The sequence below is a fragment of the Brevibacillus borstelensis genome, assembly GCF_003710865.1.
GTDB classification, from domain to species: Bacteria; Bacillota; Bacilli; order Brevibacillales; family Brevibacillaceae; genus Brevibacillus; species Brevibacillus borstelensis.
The window spans coordinates 284,592-310,157 of the sequence record NZ_RHHO01000011.1 but is presented as its reverse complement, the minus strand read 5'-3'; the positions used below and the strand labels follow the sequence as shown (position 1 = coordinate 310,157).

28 protein-coding genes and 1 riboswitch are annotated in these 25,566 nt (G+C 52.2%); of the genes, 12 read left to right on the top strand and 16 right to left on the bottom strand.

Annotation, left to right across the window (positions count from 1 at the left end; genetic code table 11):
* Positions 1-432 precede the first annotated feature (432 nt).
* A complete protein-coding gene (locus EDM54_RS06300) occupies positions 433-729 on the top strand; it encodes a hypothetical protein (protein WP_122957937.1) in 297 nt (98 codons plus the stop codon).
* Between the two features lie 86 nt (positions 730-815).
* Here EDM54_RS06300 and EDM54_RS06295 read toward each other — a convergent pair whose 3' ends face one another.
* From EDM54_RS06295 to EDM54_RS06285, 3 genes are read right to left on the bottom strand one after another with little or no spacing between them, the layout of a single operon-like run.
* Positions 816-1,592 (bottom strand): fumarylacetoacetate hydrolase family protein, encoded by a 777-nt coding sequence (locus EDM54_RS06295; protein WP_003389228.1) that lies wholly within the window; start codon positions 1,590-1,592, stop codon positions 816-818.
* Positions 1,593-1,649: 57 nt separating this feature from the next.
* Positions 1,650-2,849: a tRNA uracil 4-sulfurtransferase ThiI gene (gene thiI, locus EDM54_RS06290; protein WP_122957936.1), complete on the bottom strand. Its 1,200-nt coding sequence runs from the start codon at positions 2,847-2,849 to the stop codon at positions 1,650-1,652.
* 19 nt (positions 2,850-2,868) lie between these two features.
* Entirely contained in the window at positions 2,869-4,017 is a 1,149-nt protein-coding gene (locus EDM54_RS06285; protein WP_122957935.1) for a cysteine desulfurase family protein, read from the bottom strand.
* 345 nt (positions 4,018-4,362) lie between these two features.
* Here EDM54_RS06285 and EDM54_RS26395 point away from each other — a divergent pair, with 345 nt between their 5' ends.
* Positions 4,363-4,503, top strand: coding sequence for a hypothetical protein (locus EDM54_RS26395; RefSeq protein WP_003389224.1), 141 nt, complete (start codon positions 4,363-4,365; stop codon positions 4,501-4,503).
* A gap of 198 nt (positions 4,504-4,701) precedes the next feature.
* Positions 4,702-5,931: a LysM peptidoglycan-binding domain-containing protein gene (locus EDM54_RS06280; protein WP_122957934.1), complete on the top strand. Its 1,230-nt coding sequence runs from the start codon at positions 4,702-4,704 to the stop codon at positions 5,929-5,931.
* 148 nt (positions 5,932-6,079) lie between these two features.
* Here EDM54_RS06280 and dapF read toward each other — a convergent pair whose 3' ends face one another.
* Positions 6,080-6,952 (bottom strand): diaminopimelate epimerase, encoded by an 873-nt coding sequence (dapF, locus tag EDM54_RS06275; RefSeq protein WP_003389222.1) that lies wholly within the window; start codon positions 6,950-6,952, stop codon positions 6,080-6,082.
* 111 nt (positions 6,953-7,063) lie between these two features.
* Here dapF and EDM54_RS06270 point away from each other — a divergent pair, with 111 nt between their 5' ends.
* Complete coding sequence (locus EDM54_RS06270; protein ID WP_122957933.1) at positions 7,064-7,594, top strand: DUF84 family protein; 531 nt, start codon at positions 7,064-7,066, stop codon at positions 7,592-7,594.
* Between the two features lie 79 nt (positions 7,595-7,673).
* Here the strand turns inward: EDM54_RS06270 and EDM54_RS06265 are convergent, their stop codons facing one another.
* Positions 7,674-8,252, bottom strand: a complete 579-nt coding sequence (locus EDM54_RS06265; RefSeq protein WP_024982841.1) for an MFS transporter — start codon at positions 8,250-8,252, stop codon at positions 7,674-7,676.
* A 91-nt stretch (positions 8,253-8,343) separates the two neighbouring features.
* Between EDM54_RS06265 and EDM54_RS06260 the strand changes: the two genes are divergently transcribed.
* The gene (locus tag EDM54_RS06260) at positions 8,344-8,943 is read left to right on the top strand and encodes a 5' nucleotidase, NT5C type (protein WP_024982842.1); all 600 of its coding nucleotides are present in this window, start codon (positions 8,344-8,346) and stop codon (positions 8,941-8,943) included.
* Positions 8,944-9,057: 114 nt separating this feature from the next.
* On the opposite strand, the gene EDM54_RS06255 is transcribed toward EDM54_RS06260, so the two are convergent.
* A complete protein-coding gene (locus EDM54_RS06255) occupies positions 9,058-9,282 on the bottom strand; it encodes a DUF1540 domain-containing protein (RefSeq protein ID WP_003389218.1) in 225 nt (74 codons plus the stop codon).
* Between the two features lie 107 nt (positions 9,283-9,389).
* On the opposite strand from EDM54_RS06255, the gene EDM54_RS06250 reads away from it, so the two are divergent.
* Positions 9,390-10,169: an SDR family NAD(P)-dependent oxidoreductase gene (locus EDM54_RS06250; RefSeq protein WP_003389217.1), complete on the top strand. Its 780-nt coding sequence runs from the start codon at positions 9,390-9,392 to the stop codon at positions 10,167-10,169.
* Here the strand turns inward: EDM54_RS06250 and EDM54_RS06245 are convergent.
* Both EDM54_RS06245 and EDM54_RS06240 read right to left on the bottom strand, forming a co-directional pair.
* Positions 10,089-11,405, bottom strand: a complete 1,317-nt coding sequence (locus tag EDM54_RS06245) for an MFS transporter (RefSeq protein ID WP_251237988.1) — start codon at positions 11,403-11,405, stop codon at positions 10,089-10,091. The genes EDM54_RS06250 and EDM54_RS06245 overlap by 81 nt on opposite strands.
* 161 nt (positions 11,406-11,566) lie before the next feature.
* Positions 11,567-12,778, bottom strand: a complete 1,212-nt coding sequence (locus EDM54_RS06240; RefSeq protein ID WP_024982845.1) for an MFS transporter — start codon at positions 12,776-12,778, stop codon at positions 11,567-11,569.
* 168 nt (positions 12,779-12,946) lie between these two features.
* Here EDM54_RS06240 and EDM54_RS06235 point away from each other — a divergent pair, with 168 nt between their 5' ends.
* Positions 12,947-13,666 (top strand): ArsR/SmtB family transcription factor, encoded by a 720-nt coding sequence (locus tag EDM54_RS06235; RefSeq protein ID WP_024982846.1) that lies wholly within the window; start codon positions 12,947-12,949, stop codon positions 13,664-13,666.
* On the top strand, positions 13,638-14,963 hold the full coding sequence (locus EDM54_RS06230) for an MFS transporter (protein ID WP_003389210.1): 1,326 nt from the start codon (positions 13,638-13,640) through the stop codon (positions 14,961-14,963). Before EDM54_RS06235 ends, EDM54_RS06230 begins: the two co-directional genes overlap by 29 nt.
* 190 nt (positions 14,964-15,153) lie before the next feature.
* Here the strand turns inward: EDM54_RS06230 and codY are convergent, their stop codons facing one another.
* Together codY and glyA are read right to left on the bottom strand one after the other, a co-directional pair.
* A complete protein-coding gene (gene codY, locus EDM54_RS06220; protein ID WP_031933103.1) occupies positions 15,154-15,936 on the bottom strand; it encodes a GTP-sensing pleiotropic transcriptional regulator CodY in 783 nt (260 codons plus the stop codon).
* A 255-nt stretch (positions 15,937-16,191) separates the two neighbouring features.
* Positions 16,192-17,433 (bottom strand): serine hydroxymethyltransferase, encoded by a 1,242-nt coding sequence (glyA, locus tag EDM54_RS06215; protein ID WP_122957931.1) that lies wholly within the window; start codon positions 17,431-17,433, stop codon positions 16,192-16,194.
* Between the two features lie 160 nt (positions 17,434-17,593).
* Positions 17,594-17,699, bottom strand: a riboswitch (glycine riboswitch).
* Positions 17,700-17,896: 197 nt separating this feature from the next.
* On the opposite strand from glyA, the gene yjcZ reads away from it, so the two are divergent.
* On the top strand, positions 17,897-17,995 hold the full coding sequence (gene yjcZ, locus EDM54_RS26205; protein WP_141334129.1) for a sporulation protein YjcZ: 99 nt from the start codon (positions 17,897-17,899) through the stop codon (positions 17,993-17,995).
* Between the two features lie 200 nt (positions 17,996-18,195).
* Here yjcZ and EDM54_RS06205 read toward each other — a convergent pair whose 3' ends face one another.
* The 4 genes from EDM54_RS06205 to EDM54_RS06190 all read right to left on the bottom strand — a co-directional run bounded on the left by EDM54_RS06205 (position 18,196) and on the right by EDM54_RS06190 (position 20,289).
* A complete protein-coding gene (locus tag EDM54_RS06205; protein WP_003389205.1) occupies positions 18,196-18,972 on the bottom strand; it encodes a sporulation protein in 777 nt (258 codons plus the stop codon).
* A gap of 124 nt (positions 18,973-19,096) precedes the next feature.
* Positions 19,097-19,576, bottom strand: coding sequence for a sporulation membrane protein YtrI (locus EDM54_RS06200; protein WP_031933106.1), 480 nt, complete (start codon positions 19,574-19,576; stop codon positions 19,097-19,099).
* Positions 19,573-19,884: a YtrH family sporulation protein gene (locus EDM54_RS06195; RefSeq protein ID WP_003389202.1), complete on the bottom strand. Its 312-nt coding sequence runs from the start codon at positions 19,882-19,884 to the stop codon at positions 19,573-19,575. The genes EDM54_RS06200 and EDM54_RS06195 overlap by 4 nt, the downstream gene beginning before the upstream one ends.
* A 174-nt stretch (positions 19,885-20,058) precedes the next feature.
* Entirely contained in the window at positions 20,059-20,289 is a 231-nt protein-coding gene (locus EDM54_RS06190; RefSeq protein ID WP_035979042.1) for a hypothetical protein, read from the bottom strand.
* A 311-nt stretch (positions 20,290-20,600) separates the two neighbouring features.
* Between EDM54_RS06190 and EDM54_RS06185 the strand changes: the two genes are divergently transcribed.
* From EDM54_RS06185 to EDM54_RS06180, 3 genes are all read left to right on the top strand, one after another.
* The gene (locus EDM54_RS06185; protein WP_003389201.1) at positions 20,601-21,860 is read left to right on the top strand and encodes an MFS transporter; all 1,260 of its coding nucleotides are present in this window, start codon (positions 20,601-20,603) and stop codon (positions 21,858-21,860) included.
* 176 nt (positions 21,861-22,036) lie between these two features.
* Positions 22,037-22,174 (top strand): hypothetical protein, encoded by a 138-nt coding sequence (locus EDM54_RS26390; protein ID WP_170208328.1) that lies wholly within the window; start codon positions 22,037-22,039, stop codon positions 22,172-22,174.
* Between the two features lie 110 nt (positions 22,175-22,284).
* Positions 22,285-23,697, top strand: a complete 1,413-nt coding sequence (locus EDM54_RS06180) for an HD domain-containing phosphohydrolase (protein ID WP_003389199.1) — start codon at positions 22,285-22,287, stop codon at positions 23,695-23,697.
* A gap of 116 nt (positions 23,698-23,813) precedes the next feature.
* Here EDM54_RS06180 and EDM54_RS06175 read toward each other — a convergent pair whose 3' ends face one another.
* Together EDM54_RS06175 and EDM54_RS06170 are read right to left on the bottom strand one after the other, a co-directional pair.
* Entirely contained in the window at positions 23,814-24,320 is a 507-nt protein-coding gene (locus EDM54_RS06175) for a hypothetical protein (RefSeq protein ID WP_003389198.1), read from the bottom strand.
* An 18-nt stretch (positions 24,321-24,338) separates the two neighbouring features.
* Positions 24,339-25,418, bottom strand: a complete 1,080-nt coding sequence (locus EDM54_RS06170; protein WP_003389197.1) for a M42 family metallopeptidase — start codon at positions 25,416-25,418, stop codon at positions 24,339-24,341.
* Positions 25,419-25,566 lie beyond the last annotated feature (148 nt).

The following is a 25,566-nucleotide window of genomic DNA, read 5'->3' as shown; positions in this document are numbered from 1 at the left end:
CTACGAAGTATTTCAGCGTCACAACCGGCATTACTTCGATACTGAAGTACCTCGGTGTGACATCTGGCATTACTTCGGTAAAAACGCTTCGCTGTTCAGTTTTCAAAGAGCATTTCTAAATTCCGGTCGCTCAGAGGCGACTTTCTAATCATATCACATCGCCTATCGATTAGGCAAGAGTTTTTTTATTCAAGTTTTCCCGAATTCACTCTCGCTCGCGGCGACAAGATTTAATATAACATAATCACCAGCAAACAATCAAGAGGTTTTTTCAAAAAAACTTTAATGTCATTTAACAATAGCTGATTTACCTGAAGAGTTTTTAACTATACCGAAATTACAAGCAGGAGTCAATCACAACTGCGAAAACAACGAATACGCATTCGCCGTTAACTTCACACTAAGCATACTGAATGGAAAGGTCGTGATAACATGTCACCAAAACCAAAACCAACCTATAAGGAATACGACAACAAACCGTACAGCGAGCTCTCTACCGTCGAATCACAGCGTAACGAAATTTTGCAGGAGGAGTTTCCGGAAGGACCTTACGGCGCGGCTACAAATGAAGCTCGCTTGGGGAAGGCTACCGGTTGGGAAGCCGGGCAGCATTCGACAAGCACCCGCTTCACCTATGAAACCCGGCAAATGCATGAAGAACTGCCTCGACAATTCCCCGATGCCCATCCTGTCCACGACAATCCGGAAGCTACAGAAGAAGAAAGATAGTCCTAACCGTTTACTCTCAATAAAAAGCTCACCTGCCCGCAAAGGAGAGGTGAGCTTACTATTTGAAGCCAGGTCATACATACACATTATGATTCAGCGATGACATGAGTAGCGAGGGTACCGATACCCTCGATCGTAACGGAAATCTCATCACCAGGATGAAGCTCCCCTACTCCAACGGGGGTTCCCGTTAGAATTACATCTCCCGGCAAAAGAGTCATAACCGCCGATACTGCCTCAATCAAACGGGGGACAGGAAAAATCATCTGCCGCGTGGAAGCATCCTGCCGTACCTCTCCATTTACCCGAGTGACGATGCGTGCGTCCCGATGATCCAATTTGGCGGCAATCGCAGGTCCAAGCGGACAAAATGTATCAAAGCTTTTCGATCTCGTCCACTGGCCGTCCTTATGCTGGAGGTCTCTTGCGGTTACATCGATGGCGCAGGTATATCCGAGAATAAAATCCTCCGCTTCCTCTGCTTTTACACGATGGGCCCGCTTTTTGATCACGACAGCCAATTCCGCTTCATAATGAAGCTGATTCGTTAACCGGGGATAAATAATCGGTTCGCCCGGCCCTACAACCGTCGTCGACGGTTTTAGAAACATCAACGGCTCTTCGGGTGTTTCCATTCCCATCTCTTCAGCGTGATCGAAATAATTTACCCCAATGCAAACGACCTTGCTCGGCGTACAAGGGGCCAGCAGGGTTACCTCACTTAGCGGCAGCTCCAAACCGGTCATAATGGGCTTGGCTGACTGGACTTTGTAAATATCGCCCTCGATCACCCTTACCTTTTGCTCCTCTTCCACCATCCAGCCGTGCTTAACCTTGCCATTGCGTTCATACCGGACAATCATCGTTCTCCCCCCGATTTTCGTCTCCACATATTTAATGAAACCCGCTTACGCAAAAAACTAAAACAAATCGTTGATCACTTCGCGAGGTTTGGATGTAATCTCTTCAACCACCGTGCGCTTGACTGCGTCTTCGACCATCGCATCCACGTCCAATTTTTCTTCGAAGCGCTCTGCCATATACGGTTTTGGTCTCGTGACAGGTTTTTTCGGTGTAAAGATCGTGCAGCAGTCCTCAAAAGGCAGAATGGAGAGCTCATACGTATCGATCCTTCTGGAAATGTCCATGATCTCCGATTTATCCATGGCAATCAGAGGACGCAGAATCGGAATGGATACGACATCGTTGATCGTATTCATGCTCTCGAGTGTTTGGGATGCAACCTGCCCCAGGCTTTCCCCTGTTGCCAAGGCCAAAGCGTTGTTGTCATCCGCGATTCGCTCGGAAATCCTCATCATAAAGCGGCGCATAATCGTAATCATGTAGTCTTCAGGGCAGTTTTGCCGGATTGCCGTCTGAATATCGGTAAAAGGGACCACATGCAGCCGAACAGTTCCGCCCCATTTGGTCAGCTTATGGGCCAGATCCCGCACCTTTTCCAGCGAGCGTTCACTGGTAAACGGCGGGCTGTGGAAATGGATCGCCTCCAGCATAACTCCCCGCTTCATCATCATCCAGCCTGCGACCGGACTGTCGATCCCGCCAGACAGAAGCAGCAGCACTTTGCCGCCGGACCCTACTGGCAAGCCGCCTGGTCCCGGGATGGTTTGGCAGCTAATGTACGTCCCCTCAGCCCGGATTTCGATATTGACGACTGCCTCCGGTTGATGAACGTCTACTTTAATGGCAGGGAGATTGCGCAAGATATGCGTGCCCACCATCCGGCTGACCTCCATCGAAGTTTTCGGAAACCGCTTGTCGGCACGCCGCGTTTCCACGCGAAAGGTCCTTGGCTCCGGCTGGATTTGCCGGATCATCTCCAGCGACTTTTCCTTAATCAGCTCTTCATCCGGCTCTACCTGAACCGTCGGACTGAAGGAAGAGATTCCAAATACCCGCTTCAGGCGTTCCATAACAGCCTGGGAGTCTTCTCCGTGAAGCTCCACATACATACGGCCGTAATTGCGGCGAACCTTAATCTTGTAAAAGGAACGCAATACACTTTTCACGCTGCGCACCAGCGCCTCTTCAAACAAATCGCGATTTTTGCCTTTCAGGGCCAATTCGCCGTATCGAATTAAAATAACATCGTAATTCATTGTCCGCTCCTTTGCATCGTTACACTTTTTCTTTCATATATGAGCGCATGCTGCCGACTTCCCTCACGGCAGCAATGAACTTTTCGACTTCTTCCGCCGTATTCTCTCTTCCCAGGCTTATCCGGATCGCTGATAAAGCCTGCTCTCTGTCCATTCCGGTCGCTGTCAGCACCCTGCTCGGTTCATCTGCTTTGGACGAACAGGCTGATTTCGTAGAGACGAGAAAACCGCGTTCCTCCAGGGCATGGAGTACAACCTCTGCCTTCATTCCGGGAAACGAGACATTGACGATATGCGGGGCACTTCCCTCTGCGGGAGTGTTGATCACGCAGCCAGATATGCTTGAAAGGCCTTCCCGCAAATGTCCCGTTAACTCGCTCAATCGATCAGCATCGCGCTTTCCTTCCTCCGCCAACATGCGGATCGCTTTGGCCATGCCGGCAACCGCCGGAAGATTTTCGGTTCCCGACCGGAAACCGCCCTCTTGTCCCCCGCCCATCAGCAGCGGCTGGATGATCAGACCCTCGCGTTTAAAGAGAATCCCTGTCCCACGGGGACCATGAAATTTGTGAGCCGAAATGCTCGCAAGGTCAATGCCCCACTCTTTGACACGGAGCGGAAGCTTTCCAAAGCTTTGCACAGCGTCTACATGAAACAAGGTTTTCGGGAATTGTTTGAGCCATTCTCCAATTTCGGCGATTGGCTGAATCGTCCCGAGCTCATTGTTTACATGCATGACAGACACGAGTATCGTATCGTCTCGAACTGCTTTTTTGACGTCTTCGACGGACACCCGTCCATCGCGGTCGACAGGCAGGAAAGTGACGGAAAAACCGAAGCTCTCAAGCTGCTTGCATACATCGTACACTGCAGGATGCTCGATGCTAGTCGTCACAATATGCTTGCCCCTGCCCTGATATTGAAACGCCACTCCTTTGATTGCGGCGTTGTTGCTTTCCGTTCCACCAGAAGTGAACAGGATCTCCGACGGTTTGCAACCGAGGTACCGAGCGGCTACCAGACGGGCCTGCTTCAGCACGTTTTCTGCCTCCAACCCTTTTTGATGCAGCGAAGAGGGATTACCAAAGTAAGTTTCCATCGCTCGTTTGACCACCTCAATCACTTGAGGATGCGGTCGGGTCGTGGCGCTGTTATCAAAATAAATCACCAGTCCACACCTTCCTGTTTGGCGATTGCCCAAAGTCTACCTTTCATCATAACACGACTTGTTTCTTTCCACATAGAGAGAAGCTCGCTACTTCTTTACTTTCCCCAGTTTTGGGGGTGGTCAGTACCTGTTTTCGGAAGCTAGCGAGAGGCTGTTAGGGAAAGCATTCATGACTTATGGCAAGATGGACGGCCTGCCTGTTACGATCAATTATTTTTTAATCGTCAAGAAACCGTCACAGTTACAAGCGCTTACATTCCCAAAGTGCTCTTTACAGGCGGCTGCCCCTTCGTTAAAATAGTCAGTAAATTTAGATAAAAGACAACGAAGAGGAGAGAAATCATCATGACTGCACAAGCAATGCAAGAGAAAATCCGCAAAATGGAAGCCGAATTGAAAAGACTTCAAGCGGAGCTGACAAAAATGAACCATGCGAAGATCGACAAAGCAGAAACAGCCTATCTAAACGAGGTGTACAACGGGTGACAATCCGTATCGTTGATTTCCGTTAGCGTGAAAGGACGCACTGTCTGTGCCGACTTTCACGCATTTTTTGTTTTCACGATCTGGGTACGTTTGCCAATCGAGGAAGCATTTATCCAATGCAAGAAGCTGTTTCCTCCATATACACTGTTGTTACACTATTTTCACAACAAGAGCTCAACATCAAGGAGGAAAGACACCATGTTCAGCACAGCTTGGAAACGCATGACCATCAGCTCGCTCCTGGCGCTCTCACTTCTTCCTGCCGCCAGCGCTTCCGCTCAGACGATCACAGTCAAAGCCGGGGATACCTTGGGGAATATCGCAGCAAGGTACGGTGTTACCGTTGCCCGGGTCAAACAGGTCAATCAACTACAGTCGGACATGCTCTTCGTGGGCCAATCTCTTTACATACCGCCAGTTTCCCCGGTATACACGGTTCAATCCGGCGATGTCCTGTGGAAAATTGCCGGAAAATTCGGTACAACCATTTCCGCTATTGTCGAGGCCAACAAACTGCAAAGCACAGACCTTCTCGTCGGACAAAGGCTTTTGATCCCTGTATCCGGGAATCCATCTGCTCCCCAAACCGGTTCTGTCTACACGGTCGTAAAGGGGGACATGCTGTGGAAGATTGCTGATCGTTTTCAAGTATCCATTCAAGCCATCGTGGATGCCAATCAGTTGAAGACGACCGAGTTGTGGATTGGGCAAAAGCTGGTCATTCCACAGAAACATACTGATACGCCCCCCTCTTCGGCGGGCAGCGAGAGTACATCGGCCACACCCGCCGATAAGACACCTGGTGCAGAGTCGCCTGCCGCCGAGGACAAGCCTTGGGTAACCACGACTTCCTACACGGTTGTCAAAGGGGATACGCCGTGGACGGTCTCGATTGCGTACGGGATTCCCCGGGACGAGTTTTTGCGGGTGAACAATCTGTCGGAAAACGATTTCCTGCAAGTCGGGCAAGTCGTAAAAATCCCCGTTCACCATATCCCGGTCACTTCTGCTCCGAGCGCATCCTACGGCGAATATCTGGACTGGTTTGAAGCCGCACAATACCTGTTTCCGATCAATGCTGTCGCCACAGTAACCGATTTTTACACCGGCAAAAGCTTTCAGGTGAAGCGGACCATCGGCGCATTCCACTCGGATACCGAGCCGCTGACGGCAAAAGACGCGGCGATCATCAAAGAGGTATGGGGCGGGACCTATTCCTGGAGCGTCCGTCCGGTACTCGTCGAAGTAAAGGGAAGGAAGCTGGCCGCCTCCATGACTTCTATGCCGCATAGCATCGAATACATAGCGGACAATGATTTCGACGGTCATTTTGACATCCACTTCCCAAACAGCCTTCGCCATAAAGACAATCAGGTCGACCCGGATCATCAGGCAGCGGTAAAAGTAGCGGCGGGTCGGAGCAGGTAGGACTTTGATGCGGAACTGACAAGTCGTCCCAGCATCGTTCCAGCAGAAAAGTCGTACGTACCAACAGGTTCTTCCATTCAAAATCCCGCCCTCGGCTTTTCGCTGAAGGCGGGATTCTTTACTTGGCATGTATCATGTCATTCGCAAATTATTCTGCGCTTCCCACCATCGGAAGCGGTTCTCCATACACACCTTGATACACTTCCGTAGCAGGGCCGGTCATATAGACGCGATTATCGCTCTCCCGCCACTCGATCAGCAAATCTCCGCCAGCCAAGTGAACGGTTACCGTCCGGTCTGTTTTTCCGCTGAGACTCGCGGCAACAGCAGCGGCACATGCCCCGGTCCCGCATGCAAGCGTCACGCCGGAACCGCGTTCCCACACGCGAAACAACAGCTCCTGCCGATTCAGTACCTGAATAAACTCGACATTGGTCCGCTCCGGAAACCACTCATGCCGCTCAATATGCGGCCCATATGCGGTTACATCCTCTTCCTTGAGCTCTTCTACAAACAGGATGGCATGGGGATTGCCCATCGAAACGGCAGTCATGGGAAACGTCCGTCCCTCTACCGTGAGCGGATACTCCACCACCTGTTCATCCGGATTCCCCGTCATCGGAATCGCGGAACGGGCAAAGCGCGGCTCTCCCATATCAATCGTGACCAGCTCCACCCTGCCGTTTGCACCAAGCCGGACACGCGGAGTGACGATGCCCCCCAGTGTCTCCACGGTAAACGACTCCTTGTTGGTCAAACCGTGGTCTACGACGTATTTGCTGACACAGCGCAACCCGTTGCCGCAGTTTTTGGCTTCACTGCCATCATTGTTGAACACTCTCATGCGAAAGTCCGCCACATCGGAAGGCATAATCAAAATCAATCCGTCCCCGCCGATGCCGAAATTTCGATCACTTACCCTCCGGGCCAATTCCGGCAAATCGACTTGCTGGAGGGGCTCCTCAAAACAATTGACATAGACGTAGTCATTTCCCAGCCCATGCATCTTGGTAAATTTCATCGCAGGTTCCTCTCTCGTTTCGTCGTTCTTCTCCCCTCATGTTATCACAGAACATCCTTTCGTGGGACATGGTATACTACCCGTAACCGATACATGTGGAGGGTAGTTCAAATGGATTTTTCCGCACTGAAATACGCTTTGGGCACGAAAAACGAAGCGAAGGTAAAGGCGGTTCGGATGGCTACCGGCTCTGAACCGGTGTGCCTATCCGTTTCATCCGGCATATCCGGACAGCCTCTATCCGAGGAAGAAACGATCAAAGGCGCCATCAATCGGGCAAAAGCAGCCCGGCTCGAAGCAGGTGAAGGATTTGTCGGATTGGGATTAGAAGGAGGCCTTACGTTTGACAGTGTCCATACCAACCAATGGTATTTGATCTCCGTATGTGCCGCCTGGAACGGAGAACAGCTTTCGATCGGAAAGGGCCTTGCTTTTCCCATCCCAAGTGCAGCCGTGGATCGTATAAAACGGGAAGGAATCGAACTGTCTGCGGTGATCGACGAGTGGAGCGGCACTGCCGGAAGCAACCACCGTGGGGGCGCTTACGGTTTGCTTACCGAAGGCCGCATTCAAAGAGCCGAGGTTTTTCGTGACGCCGTACTCGCGGCTCTGACTCCATTTTTATCATCCTTCTATAAATAATTCCGTTCATACTGGGAGCGTACATTGCACCCCTGTAAAAAAGAAACACCCCTCCCAAGGGAGAGGCGGTCAAACAGGACTACCGGGCGACGTAATAGGGGTACACGATCAAAGCGCCAAGAACAGCTACAACCCCGATAATCATCGCCCACGTCCCGAGAGTACGGGCATCTCGGCGATAAGCAAGGTAACCCAGGACAAAGCCGACTGGCGCGATCAGGTACGGAAGCAAAAAGAGTGACAGGATGGATAGCCCAAGCCCCGTCATTCCAAGTCCGCTCGCGCCGTTTTCAGGGTCTGCCTTGGTTTCGGCAGATCGGCGGGTTCCACGGATCGGCTCCGCAATTTCGGCCGCCGTTTCAGTCTGGTAATCCTTTGCCGAACGCTCGACTGTATAATGGGGGTGTTCAGTTTCCTCCCTCGCTTGGGTCAGGTCGCCATCGAGGTTGGCATTCTGCTGTTCCCCATTGTACCGCTCGGTGCGTGTCAGCGGGTCGTAATCGATGTTCCGCTTGGCATTGTTGCTGTCAGGGTTAAACACAGCACCCATCCAGCTGTCCACAGCAAACTCCGTGTCCCGCTGATCCACCATTTCGGCGGGCCCGTTGTCTGCTTCCTTCCGCTCAGCATTCATACGCTCGTTTTCGTCGTACGCCATGTTAAGCTCAGCCCCTTTTTACAAGGATTGTGGTGAAGGAAGTAGCCTTATTCTCTGCCTTGGGTGTACAATTTAAACTGGAGGCGAGAGGATGAAACCAGAGAGAACCCTAACAATTGGCATTGATATTGATGGAACGGTCACGGAACCTAGCAGTATCGTGCCTATGATGAACGAGAGCTTTGGCAAACATTTGCGGTACGAAGACTGTTTTGTCTACAACCTGGCCGAGGTCTACGGCATTAGTGATGAAGCGTTTGCCGACTGGCTGGACAAGCATGGTGAACGTTTGTACGATGAAGCCCCTGTGCATGGAACGGCTGATCTGATCTTGCGTAGCTGGTTCAACCGCCATCGCCTGATCTACATCAGTGCCCGGGAGGCGCGCCACCGGGAAGTCACGCTCAATTGGTTCTCCCGGTACCGAATTCCTTTTCATGAGCTGGATTTGATCGGTTCTCACGACAAGCTTGCCGCTGCCCAAAGATGGAACGTGGACTTGTTCCTTGAGGACCGTTTGGAAAATGCTCTCCAGTTGTCCGAAGCGCTGGAGATTCCTATCCTGTTGTTTGATACCCCGTACAATCAGGGAACTCTGCCTGAGCTTGTCCACCGCGTTCATTCCTGGGAGCAGGTCGATGCCTTGGTGGAGTCGCTGCCGATCAAACGCCTCCTCGGCTCGCAATCATAGCTAAGCTGAAAGTAGACGTCTGAGCCGCCCCCTTGCCCGAGGGCGACAGGCAAAGGAATAGGAAAAGACGTATCACCAGCCGTGGGATACGTCTTTTTCCTTGCTACGATGGATTTACTTCTTTGCTGTTTTTTTCGGTTTGAAGGTGTGACAACAGGTTTGGGAAGAAGTATCTGCCTTGTCCTTGTGCTCGCTGTCATGGCCGTACTCGCCTGCAAACTCTTCTTTAAAGTTCGCATCCGCGTGCGCGTCGATTTCCACCATGATCATGTCGGCATTACAGTTGTTGCCCTCGCTCCAATACTCACAGTTGGCTACACTGCACTTTACTACTGGCATGTATATTCACCCCCTAGGGGCTATCCTTCACCACATGCCAACCACTTATACTTTCCATATATAGATTGACCTGTTTGCTAAAAAGAACCATCGAAGGGTGAGTATTCATGGATAAACGGCAAGTTGTCGTCATCACCGGCGCTACGGGAGGACTGGGCGGGGCGCTGGCTCGTCTGCATCTCGAACAAGGCGATCAGGTCATTGCCACCGGGCGATCGGAGGCAGGACTGACAGCCCTGCGCGAACAGTTGGGGAACCCGGACAACCTCCGCTGCTATTTGCTCGATGTCACCGACGCCGACGGTTGTGCCAAGCTCGCCGACTGGATCAAACAAAACTACGGAACGTGCGATCTTTTGTACAACAATGCCGGCACAGCCTTGTTTGCACCTTTTGCAGATATGGACCTGCAGCAAATCAAACAGATTGTAGACACCAATATATCGGGCCTGCTTTACATGACCCACGCCCTCTTGCCTCTGATGCTGGCGGCAAACTCCGGACACATCGTCAATATCGGCTCATTGGCGGGACAAGTCGCAACAGCCAAAGCGGCTGTTTACGCCGGCAGCAAGGCAGCCGTCAATCGGTTTAGCGAAGGGCTTCGCCACGAGCTGGCTGACACCGGTATATTCGTCACCAGCGTCCTGCCCGGCCCAATCGACACTCCATTTTTAAATCGGGCCGATCAGTCAGGCGCTTATCGGGGAAAGGTCGCCCGTTATCTGCTCACTCCGGAGGAAACGGCGAAGCTTATTCTCCGCGCTGTCAAACGCAAGCGGGATGAAGCAGCCATGCCCCGCCGCCTACACCTGCTCTCCCTTTTTTATCTCCTCCTGCCGAGCGGGCTGAAGCGTTTGGCCGCTCCCCTCCTGAACCGCAAGTAGCCCGGAAGAATCAAGCCCTCGCAGAAGCGGGAAGGCGAAAAGTCCAATTACGATACAAGCAGCAGACGCAGCTCCGAGAAGCCCCTGCAATCCGAGCAGCGGAATCAGCACACCGGAGATGCCGGCCCCCGCCGGCATCCCCGTTCCGGTAATGGTCCTCACACTCGTCAAGACACGACCCAGCATTTCAGAAGGAATGTTTTTTTGCAAATAGCTGCGATACATGATGTTGTAGGGGGTAAAGCTCAGCCCTGCCAACCCCATGGCGATGATGGCCACATCTGTTCGCGAAAAGAAAGCCAGCGGTAGCGTGGTGATTCCCCACAGGACAATGATCGAGGAGAGCGTGACGCCGGTAGAGATCCTCCAGGTGACCGCTGAGAACAGGACGGAACCGAGCAGCGCTCCTCCTGCCAGCGCCGACCACAGCAGACCGAGCGAAAGCGATCCTCCCTTCAGAAGCTGATCGGCATAAAGCGGCAGGGCAACCTCGACAGGGCCGTACGCCATGTTGAAGAAAAACGTAAACAGAATGAGCCAAACGAGCTGTGACCGTTTAAAAAGAAAGCGGTACCCGGTCAAAATATCGGCTGCAAGCGAGCGAAAAAATTCCCCCGGCTTGCCCGCAGCGCTTTGCTGAGAAGCATCATCCAGAGACTCAGCAGAAATGCGGTAAAAACAAAACGCGCATAGGAACATGGCACATGCATCTACCAAAAGGACCATGCTCTCTCCGATCAAGGCGATCAACATTCCTGCCAGGGCCGGTCCGAACAAACCGGTCATCTGCCACTGGCTTTCCATCAAGCCGTTTGCTCTTACCAACAGATTTTTGTCCGGAACCAGTCGGGGCAGAAGCGCCTGTGCTCCCGAGCTGCTGAGCGGCGAGAGCAGCCCCGCCATGATAATCAAGGCATAAACTGTCCACAGCGGCAGCGAATCCGACTGAAGCACCAGGACAAGCGCTATGTAAATCAAGCCGCGCAAAATGTTGTCCCAAATAATGAGTCTGCGCCGGTTAAAGCGATCCAGCAGCACCCCGACGACGAGACCTGCCGCGACCGATGAAAGCATGAACGCAAGAACGACGCCCCCCATCGCCACAGGCGAGCCCGTCTTTTTCATCACAAACCAGGAGAGGGCCATCCAGCCAAACGAATTTCCCAGCGAGGACAAAAACAATCCCGTCCAGTACCAGCGAAAACCGGAATGATTCCAAAGTTCCTTCACATGCATCTCCTCTTTTTTCCACTTTTTCAACCATTTTAATTTATAATACATACATTTTCAACTAGTATGTTTATTAAAATATATAAATTGATTAATTGAGAACAAAAAACACCTCTTTTGCGCCGATCATGCAAAAAAGGTGTTCCTGATAGGAGAATGTGCAACTGCTATACTGCTTCTTTTTTCTGTTCTTTAAGGCTCCGCGCTGCCAGAAGCCAAATCAGCCCGGCGATCACTCCAAAAATGGCCAAACCTGTGGAAACGAGCGAGCTCCCTGCTTTTTCCGCGCCGTAGCCTACGATCAGACATCCCACCGCAAAGCTCCCCATCGTGAGCATCTCCCTGATCGAAAAGACCCTGGCCAGAAATTCCGCATCCGTCAAGCGCTGCAGACGAGTCACCGCCATGATCGAAGAGCTGAAGGAAGCAAAAGCGCAAAACAGGGTGGCCACCGCAAGCACCAGGATAGGCCCTGAATGGAACATCCCGTAGACGGAAAGGCTCATGGCTACCAAGGCCCAGCCAAGCGCAGTATTGACTCCCTTTTCTCCGGCCCGGTCTGCCCACCTGCTCACGACAACACCGGCCAATACTCCCCCCAGTCCCAGCGGTATATCAAGCAGACCAAAGACGTACAAGCCTTCTTTGCGCTCCTGCAAGATATGGAACATCAGCATGATGTAATACGCGCCGAGCATTCGTTCCGCCATTTGATACAGCAGCACAGACTTGATTTTCGGAACCGTGCGGATATAGTCAATTCCTTCCCGCAGTCTCGTGAAAAAGCCGATGCTCGTTTTCATCTCCGTGCCGCTGAGAGACGGCAGCTTTAACAGGATCAACAGCGAGACGAAATAACAGGCGGCGTCGAGGAGAAAATTAAATCGGTAGGAAAAATAATAGACCAAAAACGCAGCTACTCCCTGACAGACAATAATCAGAAAGGACGTCGTTCCTTGCAACAGCGAATTGGCTTGCAGTCTGTCCTCCTGCTTTACCGACTGGACGATGGCTACCTGCATGGCCGGTTGAAAAAAGGCGCTGCAGACGTTGACCAGAATTAACAGCAAAAAAACGGCCCATAGGTACGCGGGTGTCGTGATCCAGAAAAAGAGGCTGACCAGGACCCCCCGCAAAAAATTCACGATGATCATCACTCTTCGCTTGTCCCAGTTTTCCAGCAGTGCCCCTGAAAACAAGCTCGTGATTACATAGGGCAGCATCCGAAAAACCGTACCGGCCGCAAACGACAGGCCAGAGCCGCTGAGATCCTGCAGCAGACCCACAACCGCGATAAAGGTGAATTCATTTCCGACGATGTGAATGATGTGTGCCGCGTATAGACGGCGAAAGACGGGGTGTTTAAGAATCGATGACATGCTCTACTCTTGTCCTTTCACCGTTTTTTTCCGTATTGTAACACTATTTGTGAAAAAAAGCAGAATCCTCTTGCGCTACCAGTCATTCTGTTGTTACAATACGTTCAATAAAATTTGAACGTTTGAAAAATAACATACGTTCACTTCACATTGAAAGGTGGATTACGTTTGAAACGTTACATGGTCATCGAAAACCCGGAGCAACTGAAAGCAATCAGCGACGCCCTTCGGATGGAGATCATCAACCTGCTGGTCCGGGAAGAACAGACCGGCAAGCAACTGGCTACCCAGCTTTCCCTCTCTCCCTCCAAGGTGCACTATCATCTGAAAGAGCTGGAGCATCACGGCTTCATCGAAGTCGTTCGAACGGAAGAAAAAAACGGGATCGTGCAAAAGTTTTATCGCTCCAAAGCATACGACTTCAAAGTAAGCGACGCCCTCTTGCCGTCCCTCAAAGACGATACCGTGCTGATGCAGGAAACGATGCTGAACCATCTTCGCAGCAGCATAACCCGTCTGTACAATGCTCCGGAAGAGAGCTTCCTGTACTTTGCCGAGGAATCCAAACGGCCGCCGCTTTTTGGCTGCAATGGCGAGATAAAAGGCCCGCGGGATGAAATCAACGCATGGCTGGACAAATACCGCGAGCTCCTGAAGGAATTGGGCGATATTGAGGAAAGACACCTGCGCCGGATTGCCGCGGGGGAAATCGAAGATACGAATGAAGTATTTTATTTCGTCCACGTCGGATTCATGACGAATGAACGCGTTTACGTAGCGGAAGACGAGTCGCTGCCGGACGGCTATGAATTTATCAACGATACGACAGTCGGAAAAATTAGCAGGAGGGCTGACGCCAATGACGATGACGGCAACTCCGTCACCTAATCCGGTTCTCTGGCGCAACAGCCAGTTTCTCCGCCTCTGGATCGGCAATCTGATCTCAGCGTTGGCTGACGGCGCTTTTTTTATCGCCTTGTCCTGGTTTATCGTCGACAAGACCGGATCAGAAGCGGTTCTCGGGACGACACTGATGTGCATGTCCATCCCGCGCCTGCTCTTTATGCTGGTGGGGGGCGTCGCGGCTGACAAGTACAACCGAAAGTGGATCATGTTTGGCTCCATCCTGGCCCGCGGAGTTGTCCTGGGCGCCTTCGGCTTGCTGCTGCTGCAGGAAACCGGTCATTGGCTGCCTTATGCCGCGTATCTCACAGCCTTCCTGTTCGGTACCGTCGACGCTTTCTTCTGGCCTGCGAGAAGCAGCGTCCTGCCTTTTGTCGTCTCCCGCGAGCAGCTTGCTCCCGCCAACAGCCTTATGGAAATCGCACAGCAGATCAGCCTTGTCGGCGGTCCGCTCACGGCAGCGCTCTTGATGCGGTTGACCAGCTATCCCGCGACCTTTCTTGTCATGGCAGCCGCCTTTTTCATCGGTACACTGATCATTTCTACCCTTCGTCTGGAGCCGGCAGAGGAAATTGACACCTCACGCCAAACAAAAGAACCCTCCTTTTTCCGGCAGATTTTTGAAGGAATCCTCTTTGCCAAAACCATCCCGGTGCTGATGATCATCTTCGGAACCTCGCTGGTCGTAAACATGATGTTCTCAGGTCCTGTCAACATGGGGCTGCCGCTCCTCGTCAAGCAATTGGGCTGGGACAGCAATGCTTACAGCTCTCTGAGCACTTCTCTCGGAGTCGGCACGATCATTGGCGGAGTCATTACCGGCGCCTGCAATGGCTTTCGCGGACGCTTTCTGCTGCTTCCGTTCTTCCTCGGTCTGATGGGGGCAGGCATCCTTGCCGTTTCCTTTATGCATGTTCTGCCGTTCGGTCTGTCGATGATGCTGCTTGTGGGAATAACGATGGCGATGACCAACATCCCTTTGATCACCTACATTCAGACCATCGTCCCCGCCCACATGTTGGGCAGAGTCATGTCTTTGCTGACAACGATGTCCATCGGACTCGGTCCGGTCAGCTATGCCCTTTGCTCATTTCTGCTTGAAACAAAGATGTTGGAAGCCGGTACGCTGCTTCTCGTCGGCGGAATTGCTGTCGGCTTGCTCGGGATGAGTCTGATCCTGTTTCGCCACTTTAGGGAGGCGGAGCAGCATCCGCTATGGGCTCAGCAAGGTGCCAAAAAGCAGCAGGAGCAAGAAAAACCGCAAACCACGCTGTCTGTTTGACCGGGGCAAGGGAGGCAGGCGCGTTCGGGGCGTTTGGGGCGTTTGGAGCCTTTGGAGCGTTCAGAGCGTTCAAAGCGTTCGGGGCGTTCAGAGCGTTCTGCGCGCCCGGCACACACGCTCCCCTCCTGCCTCTTTCCATCACCTGCAAAAAGAAAAACGCCCGATCCGCATTGGATTGGGCATTTTCGCTTTAGGACGTCTTCCACTTCGCCAATTCGGACGGGAATTTGTCGTTCAATACTTTGATGTAGGTCCCTTTCATCCCGAGAGAACGGGATTCCAGCACACCTGCACTGGCAAGCTTTCTGAGCGCGTTGACGATGACGGAACGGGTCAGTCCGGCCTGATCGGCCAACTGGCTTGCGACGAGCAGGCCTTCTTTGGCATCGAGCTGTTCCATGATTTTTTCGATGGCGATTTGCTCACTGTAGGAAAGGGAGGAAAGCGCGATTTTGGCAAAGGTCTTGTCGCGAACTTCATTTTCAATTTGTTCCGTGCGCTGACGGACAATTTTCATGCCGATTACGGTTGCCCCGATTTCGGCCAGGATCAGATCCTCTGTTTCAAAAGTGCCGTAAGCCCGCAGCAATACGAGGGTACCCAAACGGCTTCCGCCTGCGTTGATCGGAACGATGGTCGTCATCATTTGCGGGAAGAGCGGCAACAGCTCCTCTGGTACCATGCTGTACGGGCTTTGTACCCCCTCATTGGCCAGAGACTGATTGACTTCCAAAAGCTTTTGATTGTAGCCGTATGGCAGCATTGCGCCTGACCGGCCGTCCTGCCCCTGTCCGATGCCAAAATCCTCCCGAACCCCGTTTCCGAGAATCGTCCCGTCTGCCGTCACGATGTAGACGTTCGCGCCAATCACATCAGCCAGCAGCCGAGCCAGATCATGATACCCTACCCCGCTTCCTCCCATCGTCTTTTGCAGCATGACGTTAATCCTTCTAGTTTTCTCCAGTAAATTCATTCCATTTTTTCCTCCTTGCGGTTATGTATAGTCGCAGTATTGTCAGAAAAATCCCGGCTTATACATGCAAATCAAAAAATAGACAATAAAAGAACAGGCCCCTTATGGTTTATGCCATAAAGGACCTGTCCGTTCCACCATTCCCGCAGGAGCCGCTTCCTACTCTTCTGAAACAAACGCCATGTACTGTTCTGCAGAAAGCAATTCGCTTACTTCCGCCGGGTTGCTCAATTTGTAAATCATCGCCAGCCTCCGTCAGTGCAAAACTGAAGCGCGACTGTAAAGCGGATAGGCAGCACATAACTGACTGATCGTATCTCGAACGGACGGATCTCCTTTTCCTTTCAGAACAGCAGCAATCGATCGTCCGATGGTCTTCATTTCCGCTTCTTTCATGCCCCTTGTGGTGGCAGCGGCAGTGCCGATGCGAATCCCGCTGGTGACAAACGGGCTTTCCGGATCAAACGGAATCGTGTTTTTGTTGACAGTGATGCCCGCTTCTTCCAACAGCCGCTCCGCTTCCTTTCCTGTCAGTCCGAAGACGCGAACGTCGAGAAGCAGCAGGTGATTGTCCGTGCCCCCCGAAACCAGTCTCGCTCCTTCTTCGAGCAAGGTCTCGGCGAGAACCTTTGCGTTTTTCACCACTTGCTCCGCGTAGCTCTTGAACTCGGGCTGCAGCGCTTCTTTAAAAGAGACTGCCTTTGCCGCTATGATATGCATCAGCGGCCCGCCCTGAATACCTGGGAATATCGCTTTGTTTACGCCCTTTGCGATCTCCTCGTCATTCGTTAACACAATGCCGCCGCGCGGTCCTCTCAGCGTCTTATGCGTGGTACTTGTCACGACGTCAGCATGGGGAACGGGCGAAGGATGCACGCCCGCCGCCACCAAGCCGGCGATATGAGCCATGTCTACCATCAGCTTTGCTCCTGCCTGCTCGGCGATCTCGCGAAAGCGGGCGAAATCAAGCGTCCGCGAATAGGCGCTGCCGCCTGCGATGATGATCTTCGGCTTTTCCCGGCGGGCAATCGCTTCCACTTCGTCATAATCGATCAGGTGATCCTCTTCGCGGACCCCGTATGCCACGACATTAAACCACTTTCCCGAGAGGCTGACCGGACTTCCATGCGTCAGATGGCCACCGTGCGACAGATTCATTCCCATGAAGGTATCTCCCGGCTGCAGCAGCGAAAAGAACACGGCCGTGTTCGCCTGTGCGCCGGAGTGAGGCTGGACATTGACATAGGCTGCTCCAAACAGCTTCGATACTCGCTCGATCGCCAAGCGTTCGACTACATCCACGTGCTCGCAGCCGCCGTAATACCGCTTTCCGGGATAGCCTTCCGCATACTTGTTGGTCAGAACCGATCCCATGGCGTCCAAAACGTCCTGACTCACAAAGTTTTCCGATGCGATCAACTCAAGCGTCCCGAGCTGGCGCTGGCGTTCCGCTTCGATCGCTTCAAAAATTTCCTTGTCGTGATCCTGCAAGCTCATCGATATTCCTCCCTTGGCTCCCATCTTTCCCGAACGCAAAAAAGGACAAGGGAAAGATAGATAGCACGTAATCTACCTCTCCTCTGTCCTTTTACCTGAGAGTTTAACTCCTGACACGGGAGTCTTCCCCTTGGGTGGCTGTTCGCTCTCTCCAGAGGTGCGTCCAATTGTGGTACCTTGTACCTGAGAGATTCTTTCCCAAGGATTTTTGGGACTTGCTCCTTCGGTGCCGGGCGCTTCGGTCCGGTCTCTCCCACAATCGTCATCCGCTCTATGCAATTACTTCGAATCATACGTCAAGGGATTCAACATTGTCAATAATATTTCGAATAGAATAGCAATTGTTCTTGAGAATGATCCAGTCTGCGGCCTGTCGCCCAAAATGGGTAGTCGCCCTAACACCGAAAGGCCCGCCCGTAAATACGATAGCAGGGAACCCATTCAAACAAAGGAGGATGCTTGCATGAGTAGTCTGTTCAAGAGCGGCGGGTTTAACGGTATCGGTCTTATTCTGGTGCTGTTTATTCTGCTCTCGATTGTCGGATGTTCGGAAGATTGTTAGCAAAGATTGCAAACCGTTCGCTTCTTCATGGATGATTGATTGGGCAGACCGTGGGCGAGCTCCCATATCGTTATAAAAACGCGGGAATTGAACTGCACCTCCAAATGTTAGCTGTGCCTAACAAATGGGGTGCCGTTCACACTCCCGCGTGTTTTTGTCAAATGCGTATTGGTTTTTTCAGAGCGTGGCTTGGCCTTTTGCTAGTGAATATTCCGACGGATGATTTCTTCGATCCCTTCGGCAATCGCCGAGACCGGTCGATGCAAATCAGCCTGGGTCAGCCGGAAACGGGCGTAGCGTTCGTCCAGATTGAAGGCTTCCTGAAAGGCTCCCAGAAAACCGCGAGCTCGTTTGTCCATTTCCAGAAGAACCTCCAGTTCTCCCTCCTTCAAATAAAAGACGGCCTCCAGCTCCTCCAGTCGGCTGCGGTAGGGGCCTGTCGGACGGAACTCAAACTCCTGCACAAACGGGTAAGAGCGCCCGAGATGACGATTGTATTCGCAATCCACTTTGAATAATTGAAAGCCGAGAGACTGAATCGCGTCCAGCACTTTTTCCATCAGCGGATGCGGCCGAACCTCGATGAAGTCTGAATCTCCCGGATCGATGGCATTTTTAATGTCCAGTCCGGTACGCAGGTACACAGGCTGCCGTCCCATCGTAAGCGGAGTCTCGTACGGAAGCTGGAAGGAAAACGGAATGACCTTCTTTTCCTTCGGGTTCAGCACGAACCGTTCAGAAAGACGGTACTTGCCGAGCGTGCATTCTTCCTTTACCTTGCGATCATTTGCCTCGCGCTCATAATGCGTGACGACGTACATATAAATTTCGTCCACATCCTGTGCAACATCGCCACCTGTGATGTGGACCTCACCTCTTACCCATTCTCCCGGGATCAACGAATCGTTCTCCAGGCGGGCATCTACTTGGGCAGCCCCGATACCTACGCTTGCCAACAGCTTTTTAAACATTGACATGGACTCATTCTCCCCTTACCAACGCATCGATTGCCTTGCTTTTTCATGCAGTGAGAAGCTTCTGTACCTTTTATACGGCGGGTCGCAATAAAAGTTTCGCTGCCGAAAATAGATTTCCCGATCTTCATATATCCTCGCGTTTTACTTCAGCAGTCACGAACAAGTGGAGAATCCGGCTGATCGCCACCGTTTTGACGCGCACCTCGACCATCGTTCCTTCGATGATGTACTCTCTTCTCCGCAGCATTTCATGGAGCATCTCCTGGACTTCTGCCACCTGCTCGACTTTTTTTCCTTTCAGGGAAGCCAAGTCTTTTTCCAACTGCCTTGTCATTTGCAGTTGAATCGTTTCATGCAGCTTTGAATCCAGGACGGTGACCCGAATCTCATCGATGACCACCTCTTGTTTTCTCCGGGCCACTTTTTCCGACTGCTTCAAGCTCTGATTTTCCTCCATCAGCTTTTCGTTCAGCAGTTCCAGACTGCGCTTGACAAGCATCATCTGCTCCATTTCCCTGCCGTAAATAAACAGCATTCCCGACCCGCCGAGAATGGCGCCTATGAGCAGGAGAGCTACGTAACGCTTCCACAACATAACCTTCATGAACGCACCTGGACCAGCCATTGAATCGAAATCGTCCCCATATGTGCCCCGAGGAAGGCGACAACGATCATGACAAGCTGTTTGAACACAGGCGAAAAATTGCCCGCGAGGATTTTTTCGATCTGCAAAAAGGAGTCAAACGTTCCGCCCAAGGCACCTACAAGGCCCCATATTTTCAATTGGTCAGCCAAATCATGAATGGACCAGAGCGGCGGCTTTTCATTTAAAAAAGCGCCCAATCCACCGCACAGGGAACCGCCGACCACAATGCCGTACGCCACAAAAAAGGTTAAAATGACCTGCCCCATCTCCATCCCTCCGGCTTGACAGCGTTAGTCTATCCCTACGCCGGAGGCTGGACAAATATGAAAGGCTATATGTCCCTAGCTATATGTCCCTAGCTATATGGCTCCCAGCCAAACGGCTCTCACACACGCAAAAACGGCATGCCGCCAGCGACACGCCGTTTTTGTATGCAGCCCTCAGCCTCTTCTCCCTCGTCCCCTCATTCGCCGAAGTCTCTTTTGAATTTGCGCGGAGTTCATCATCATCAGATCCATGAACAGATTGACCATATTGGGATTGTGCAGAACCTGCTGGAATACTTCCGGATTTTCCCGAAACCACTGTTCATTAGCCTTAACCCAGGATCGAAACCCGTCATTTCTTTTGTAATAGCGGTTTAACCGGCGAATCGGACGGTATGCACTCACCTTTAATCGATCCCTTCGTCGAAGAAAATGGAGAGGAGAAAGATGATCACCAGAATCCAAATCACTACTTCAAACCCTTCGTGATTTGCAAAAAAGCCTCTCACGTTTGTCCCTCCTTGTTGACGCAACCTTGCACCATGTATGCCCACAGTTTTTTTACAGTATAGGTATATGTCGAGAGGCACCCGTTGGATTGGACGAAAGCCTGTTATCCCTTCAATTCCGCTCTCGCCTATTTTCGGGTGCATAGACTGGCTACGGGAACATGCATACTAGGGGAAGATTGCCGAAACGAAAGAGGAGGCGGCTCTATGACCGTTGCGGCAGGAAAGCTATGGCGGAACAAAATATTTGCACTGCTGCTCGTCCTGGTTTTTTTCATGCACCTGGCCTCCTTTCTGATCGTGCCGATCTTTCCCATTTTCCTAAAAAAAGCCCGTGCCCTCTCTCTCGGACAGGTCGGCATCATTCTCGGTGTCGGCAGTATCGCGTATCAGGCGGGCAGCCTTTTGGGAGGTCCTCTGTCCGACCGTCTCGGCCGGCGCTCGATCATGCTGGCGGGAGCACTGCTCCAGGCTGTTGCGATGCTCGGCTACCACTACAGCGACAGCTACGCCGCCTTGCTGTTTTTCTCAGGTGTGAACGGACTGGGAGTTGGATTTCTGGCACCGACAATCAAAGCATTGCTCGCTGACACCGTAGACAACACCCAGCGGACCGCAGCTTTTTCCTGGAGAGGGATTTTCGCTCACCTCGGCATTATCATCGCGGGCCTGACGATCACCTGGATGACCACCAAGGATCTGTATCCGTTTGTCTTGGCCTCGATTGTTTTTTTGCTGCTTGCTGCCGGCATCCTGTTTACCCTGCCGAACGACCGCTGCGTCGGACCTGATTGCAAACGCACGCCCTTATCGGAGTACCGGCATATTTTCCGGCATCGGAGCTTTTTGCTCTTTTCCGGACTCTCTCTATTGATCTGGGCCTTTTATGCCCAGTTCACGCTGGTGCTGCCATTGCGCGGCGAGTACGTGCTGCATTCCGCTCATTTGATCGGGCTGATCTGGACGATCAATTCCGTAAGTGTGGTGCTGCTTCAGGGGCTGATTTCCCGTTTTGTGCTTCTGAAAATCAATCCGTATTTATCGCTCGTTGCGGGAATCCTGATGATAGGCGCCGGTTTGTTCGGCATCGGGTTCGCGGACCGCTTTGCCACGCTGAGCGCTGCTGCCGTCCTGTTCATCATCGGGGAAATGCTTCTGATGCCTGTGCAGGACAGCCTCGTCGGTCACTTTGCCAAAGAGGAATGGCTGGGGGCGTATTTCGGGATTGCCAACTTTGTATCGGGTATCGGCACCGCCATCGGCACAACTGTTGGCGGCACACTCGTAGAGCGATTGGGCGGGGTCAAGAGCCCCTATCCGTGGGTGGTGTACGCCATTACGACAATCATTCTCGCTGTCGTTATGGGATTGTTCGCTCTCTACGCCATGCCGCGTCACAAGCAGGGAAGCGAGGCCGCAGGGCCGATCCAGTCCCGTTTTATGCCTAAAAAGGAGCGTGTCAAATAAAGATGGATGAACGGACACAACAAGATGGTCCCCCCATTCAGGAGGAAAAGGTGCAACTGCTTCAGCGCATCCCCCTGTCTTCTCTGCTCATACAGGCTGAGGACAACATCCAGGATCGACAGTTTGCACGCTGGCGGGCATCTAACCGCCAGCAGTGGATTTTCTAGGAGGTCATGATGGACGAATCGAAAAAGCGCTTCTCCAATAACCAAGAGGTACGAAGCGAAGACAACAGACAGCCTCGTTCCGTGCAAAATGATCAGCCGGGGTACGGGAATAAAAAACTGGAGGGACCAAACCGCCCTTCTACATGACTTGAAAGGGATGGCGATCACCATCCCTTCCTCTATTTTTTTCGACATTATTCGTGAATTTATTGAAGGTTAAAGCGATTTCGCCTATTATGAGGAGGAAGAATACCAAATTGCGGAAAGGACGTAGCGCCTTGCCTTCGAAAACGACGCAAACGACCATAACGCGCCTTTATCCATTGTTCCTTATGTTGCTTCCTATCATCTTTTCCGTAATCGTGTTCTTCGGTTACTCCCAGACAAAGCTTCTCTACTACCAGAACGAAGTACAGGCGATGGACCGACAGTTGAACTCCGTCTTCCAGATACTGAGCTTGTTTGACAAACGGGTCAAAGACAACTCGATAACTCGCACAGAGGCTCAAGAGAGTGCCAAGAAATTGTTGGCCGGAACCAGGCTCCCGGACGGAACCCGCAATACCAACGATGTGGAGCTGACCTTGAGTTCGGGAGATGCCTTTATCGTCTTTAATTCGCAAGGCAACTTGCTCGTGCACCCGCATCTGGAAGGGCAAAACATGTTTCAATTGTCCGATGCTGATGGGCGGACACTTGTTCGTGAAGTGCTGCATAAAGGAAAAACCGTTATTACATACCCGTCATTGGACCCGACTACCGAGACGCGCGACACGAAAATCGCCGTAGCACGGTATTTTCCCGAGTGGGACTGGCATGTAAGCCTGACCACAGCCGAGTCGGACTTCTACCATCAGCTTTCCTTGTTGAAATCTTTACTGGTTTTATTGGTTCTTGGCAGCTATCTGATCACCGCATTTCTTTTTTATAACACGAAGCGGAAGGACAAGGCGCTGCTCAGCTCCACTCTGCGCGGCCAACAGCTCGCGGAGACCAATCAAGGCATTTTGAAAACATTGGCCGTCGCCTTGGAGGAAAGGGATTCGTATACATCGGGCCACTCCCAGCGAGTCGCTTTTTACATGCGGGTCATCGGCCAAAGCATGAACCTGGATGAAAAAACGTTGGATACGATGTACACAGGCGGACTTCTTCACGATATTGGCAAAATCGGCATTGAGGACAGCATACTGCTAAAACCGGGCCGCCTGACAGATGAAGAGTATGAAATTATCAGATCTCATCCGATACGCGGCGAGGCTTTGTTGAAAAGGCTGTACGCCGATGCAGGCAGGCAAAACTCCGCTGAAATTGACGCCATTTTATGCATAACACGCCATCATCATGAGCGCTACGATGGAAAAGGGTATCCTGATCAGCTCGCGGGCGAGGAAATTCCGCTGCTGGCAAGGGTGGCCGCAGTCGCAGACTCGTTTGATGCCATGACATCCTCCCGCGCATACCGAAAAGGGCTCTCCTATTCCAAAGCTTGCGACGAGATTATTCGCAATGCCGGTACACAATTTTGCCCGGAAGTAGTGGCTGCCTTTTTTCGGTGCATGACAGAAGAAACCTTCTTCCATGCTCACCACATCTCGCGAGTCACTGAAATGATTGACCGGATTCATGATAAAAACGGAATGCCCTATATCCATCGCGTCAGCAGTTGAATGGATGTGCGAAATCCATACTCTTTTGCTGCTTTGAGCATAAAGAAAGCCATTTGGCCAAAGGAAACGGCTAAATGGCTTTTGTTTTTCGACGCCGGGCTGGCAATCGGGAATTTTTAATCCAAACGAACTAATTTATAAGGAAGATGAAGCTCCTCCAACTTTGCGAGAAAAGCTTCGGCTTCCTCCTGCGGCGCGATGAGCTGCAGATAGCGGGAGAAGTAGAACACAATCCGGTCTGTCTCGTTCTCCTGCAGCCGATAATGCGGAAACGTGGAAATATCGGTCAGCGTATAAAAGAAATCATACCGCTCAGCCGTCATCGGAGCCCGAAATTGTCTGCTGACAATCACATCGCCGCTCCGGTTTTCGCGTATGCTGTCTCGCGTCGCCCCCAAAAAAACCAGCCACTCCGCAGAACGCTTTGCCCCCCAATTGTCAGCGAGCATCTGATCATTGTACTCGATTTCCAGATGGGTCAGGCGTTGACGGACGCTTTCCAGCATGGCCATCAACACTTTCCGCACAGCCAGATTGCTCGGCGAAAACTTGTTATCGTAAATGTTGTACTCGTACGAGGTCTGTTCACCCTGCTGTTTTACATAAAGGGTTATGGCCTGCATCGTCCTGTTCCTCCTTCCCTATCGCGGCAGGATGCTTTCATATGTCGCTTTATCAAGCCTCTTTACAGCGGCAAAGAGAAGCTTCCTCGCTGCCTCATAGTCATCCCGGTCGATGATTGCCGCATGACTGTGAATGTAGCGGGACGGAATGCCGATCACCGCAGACGGTACCCCTGTGCCATGATATTGGACGACGCCCGCATCGGTGCCCCCTTTGGCGATGTAGATCTGGTAAGGGATGTTTTCTTCTTCACAGACAGAGATGAGGAAATCGCGCAGGTTGGGCGACATGATGTACATCGGATCATACAGCCGCATCAGAACGCCGCCGCCTAGTTTTCCTCCGCCTTCTCTTACTCCGGGAATGTCGCCCGCCGGACTGGCGTCCACCGCCAGGAACAGGTCCGGGTCAATCATGCCGGCCGCGGTCTTGGCCCCCCGTGTACCCGCGACTTCCTCTTGCACGGTCGCTCCGACATAGACTACATTGGGATGATCGCGATGCTCGTGAAGCTCTTTGGCCAGCTCGACAGCGAGGCTGCAGCCGTAGCGATTGTCCCACGCCTTTGCCATGATCCGTCGCGGGTTGGCCATCTGGGTGAGCGGGCATACCGGAACGATCTGCTGCCCCGGACGAACTCCCGCTTTTTCCGCCTCCTCGCGGGAATCGGCCCCGATGTCAATGTACATGTTGCGGACATCCATCGGGCGATTGCGCTGGTCGTCGCTCAGTACATGCGGCGGGATCGAGCTGATGACCCCTTCGATCGCTCCCTGCGGCGTAATCACCTGTACCCGCTGAGCAAGCAGAACCTGTCCCCACCAGCCGCCAACGGTCTGGAACGACAGAAATCCTTTTTCCGAAATGCGGGTGACCATAAACCCGACCTCATCCATATGTCCGGCGACCATAATTTTCGGTCCATTTTCGTTGCCGCGCATGACTCCAAACATGCTTCCCAGACGATCATGAACAATCTCATCCGTATATGCTCCTATGTATTCCCGCATAATCGCGCGCACAGGCCCTTCAAAGCCGGATACGCCCGGTGCTTCCGTCAGTCGCTTCCATAGGTTCCATTGAAACTGGTTTTCCATACCAGTACCCCCTTCTCTCGTACATCCCTTTTATTATTGATCAGGGACTGCCGGGATGCAACCTGCCATCCCGTACTGCAACACCCGATGTGCAGGAATCCCGAATTCCCGGAGCGAATGGTTAACTGTCACATGCTATGGATACGGA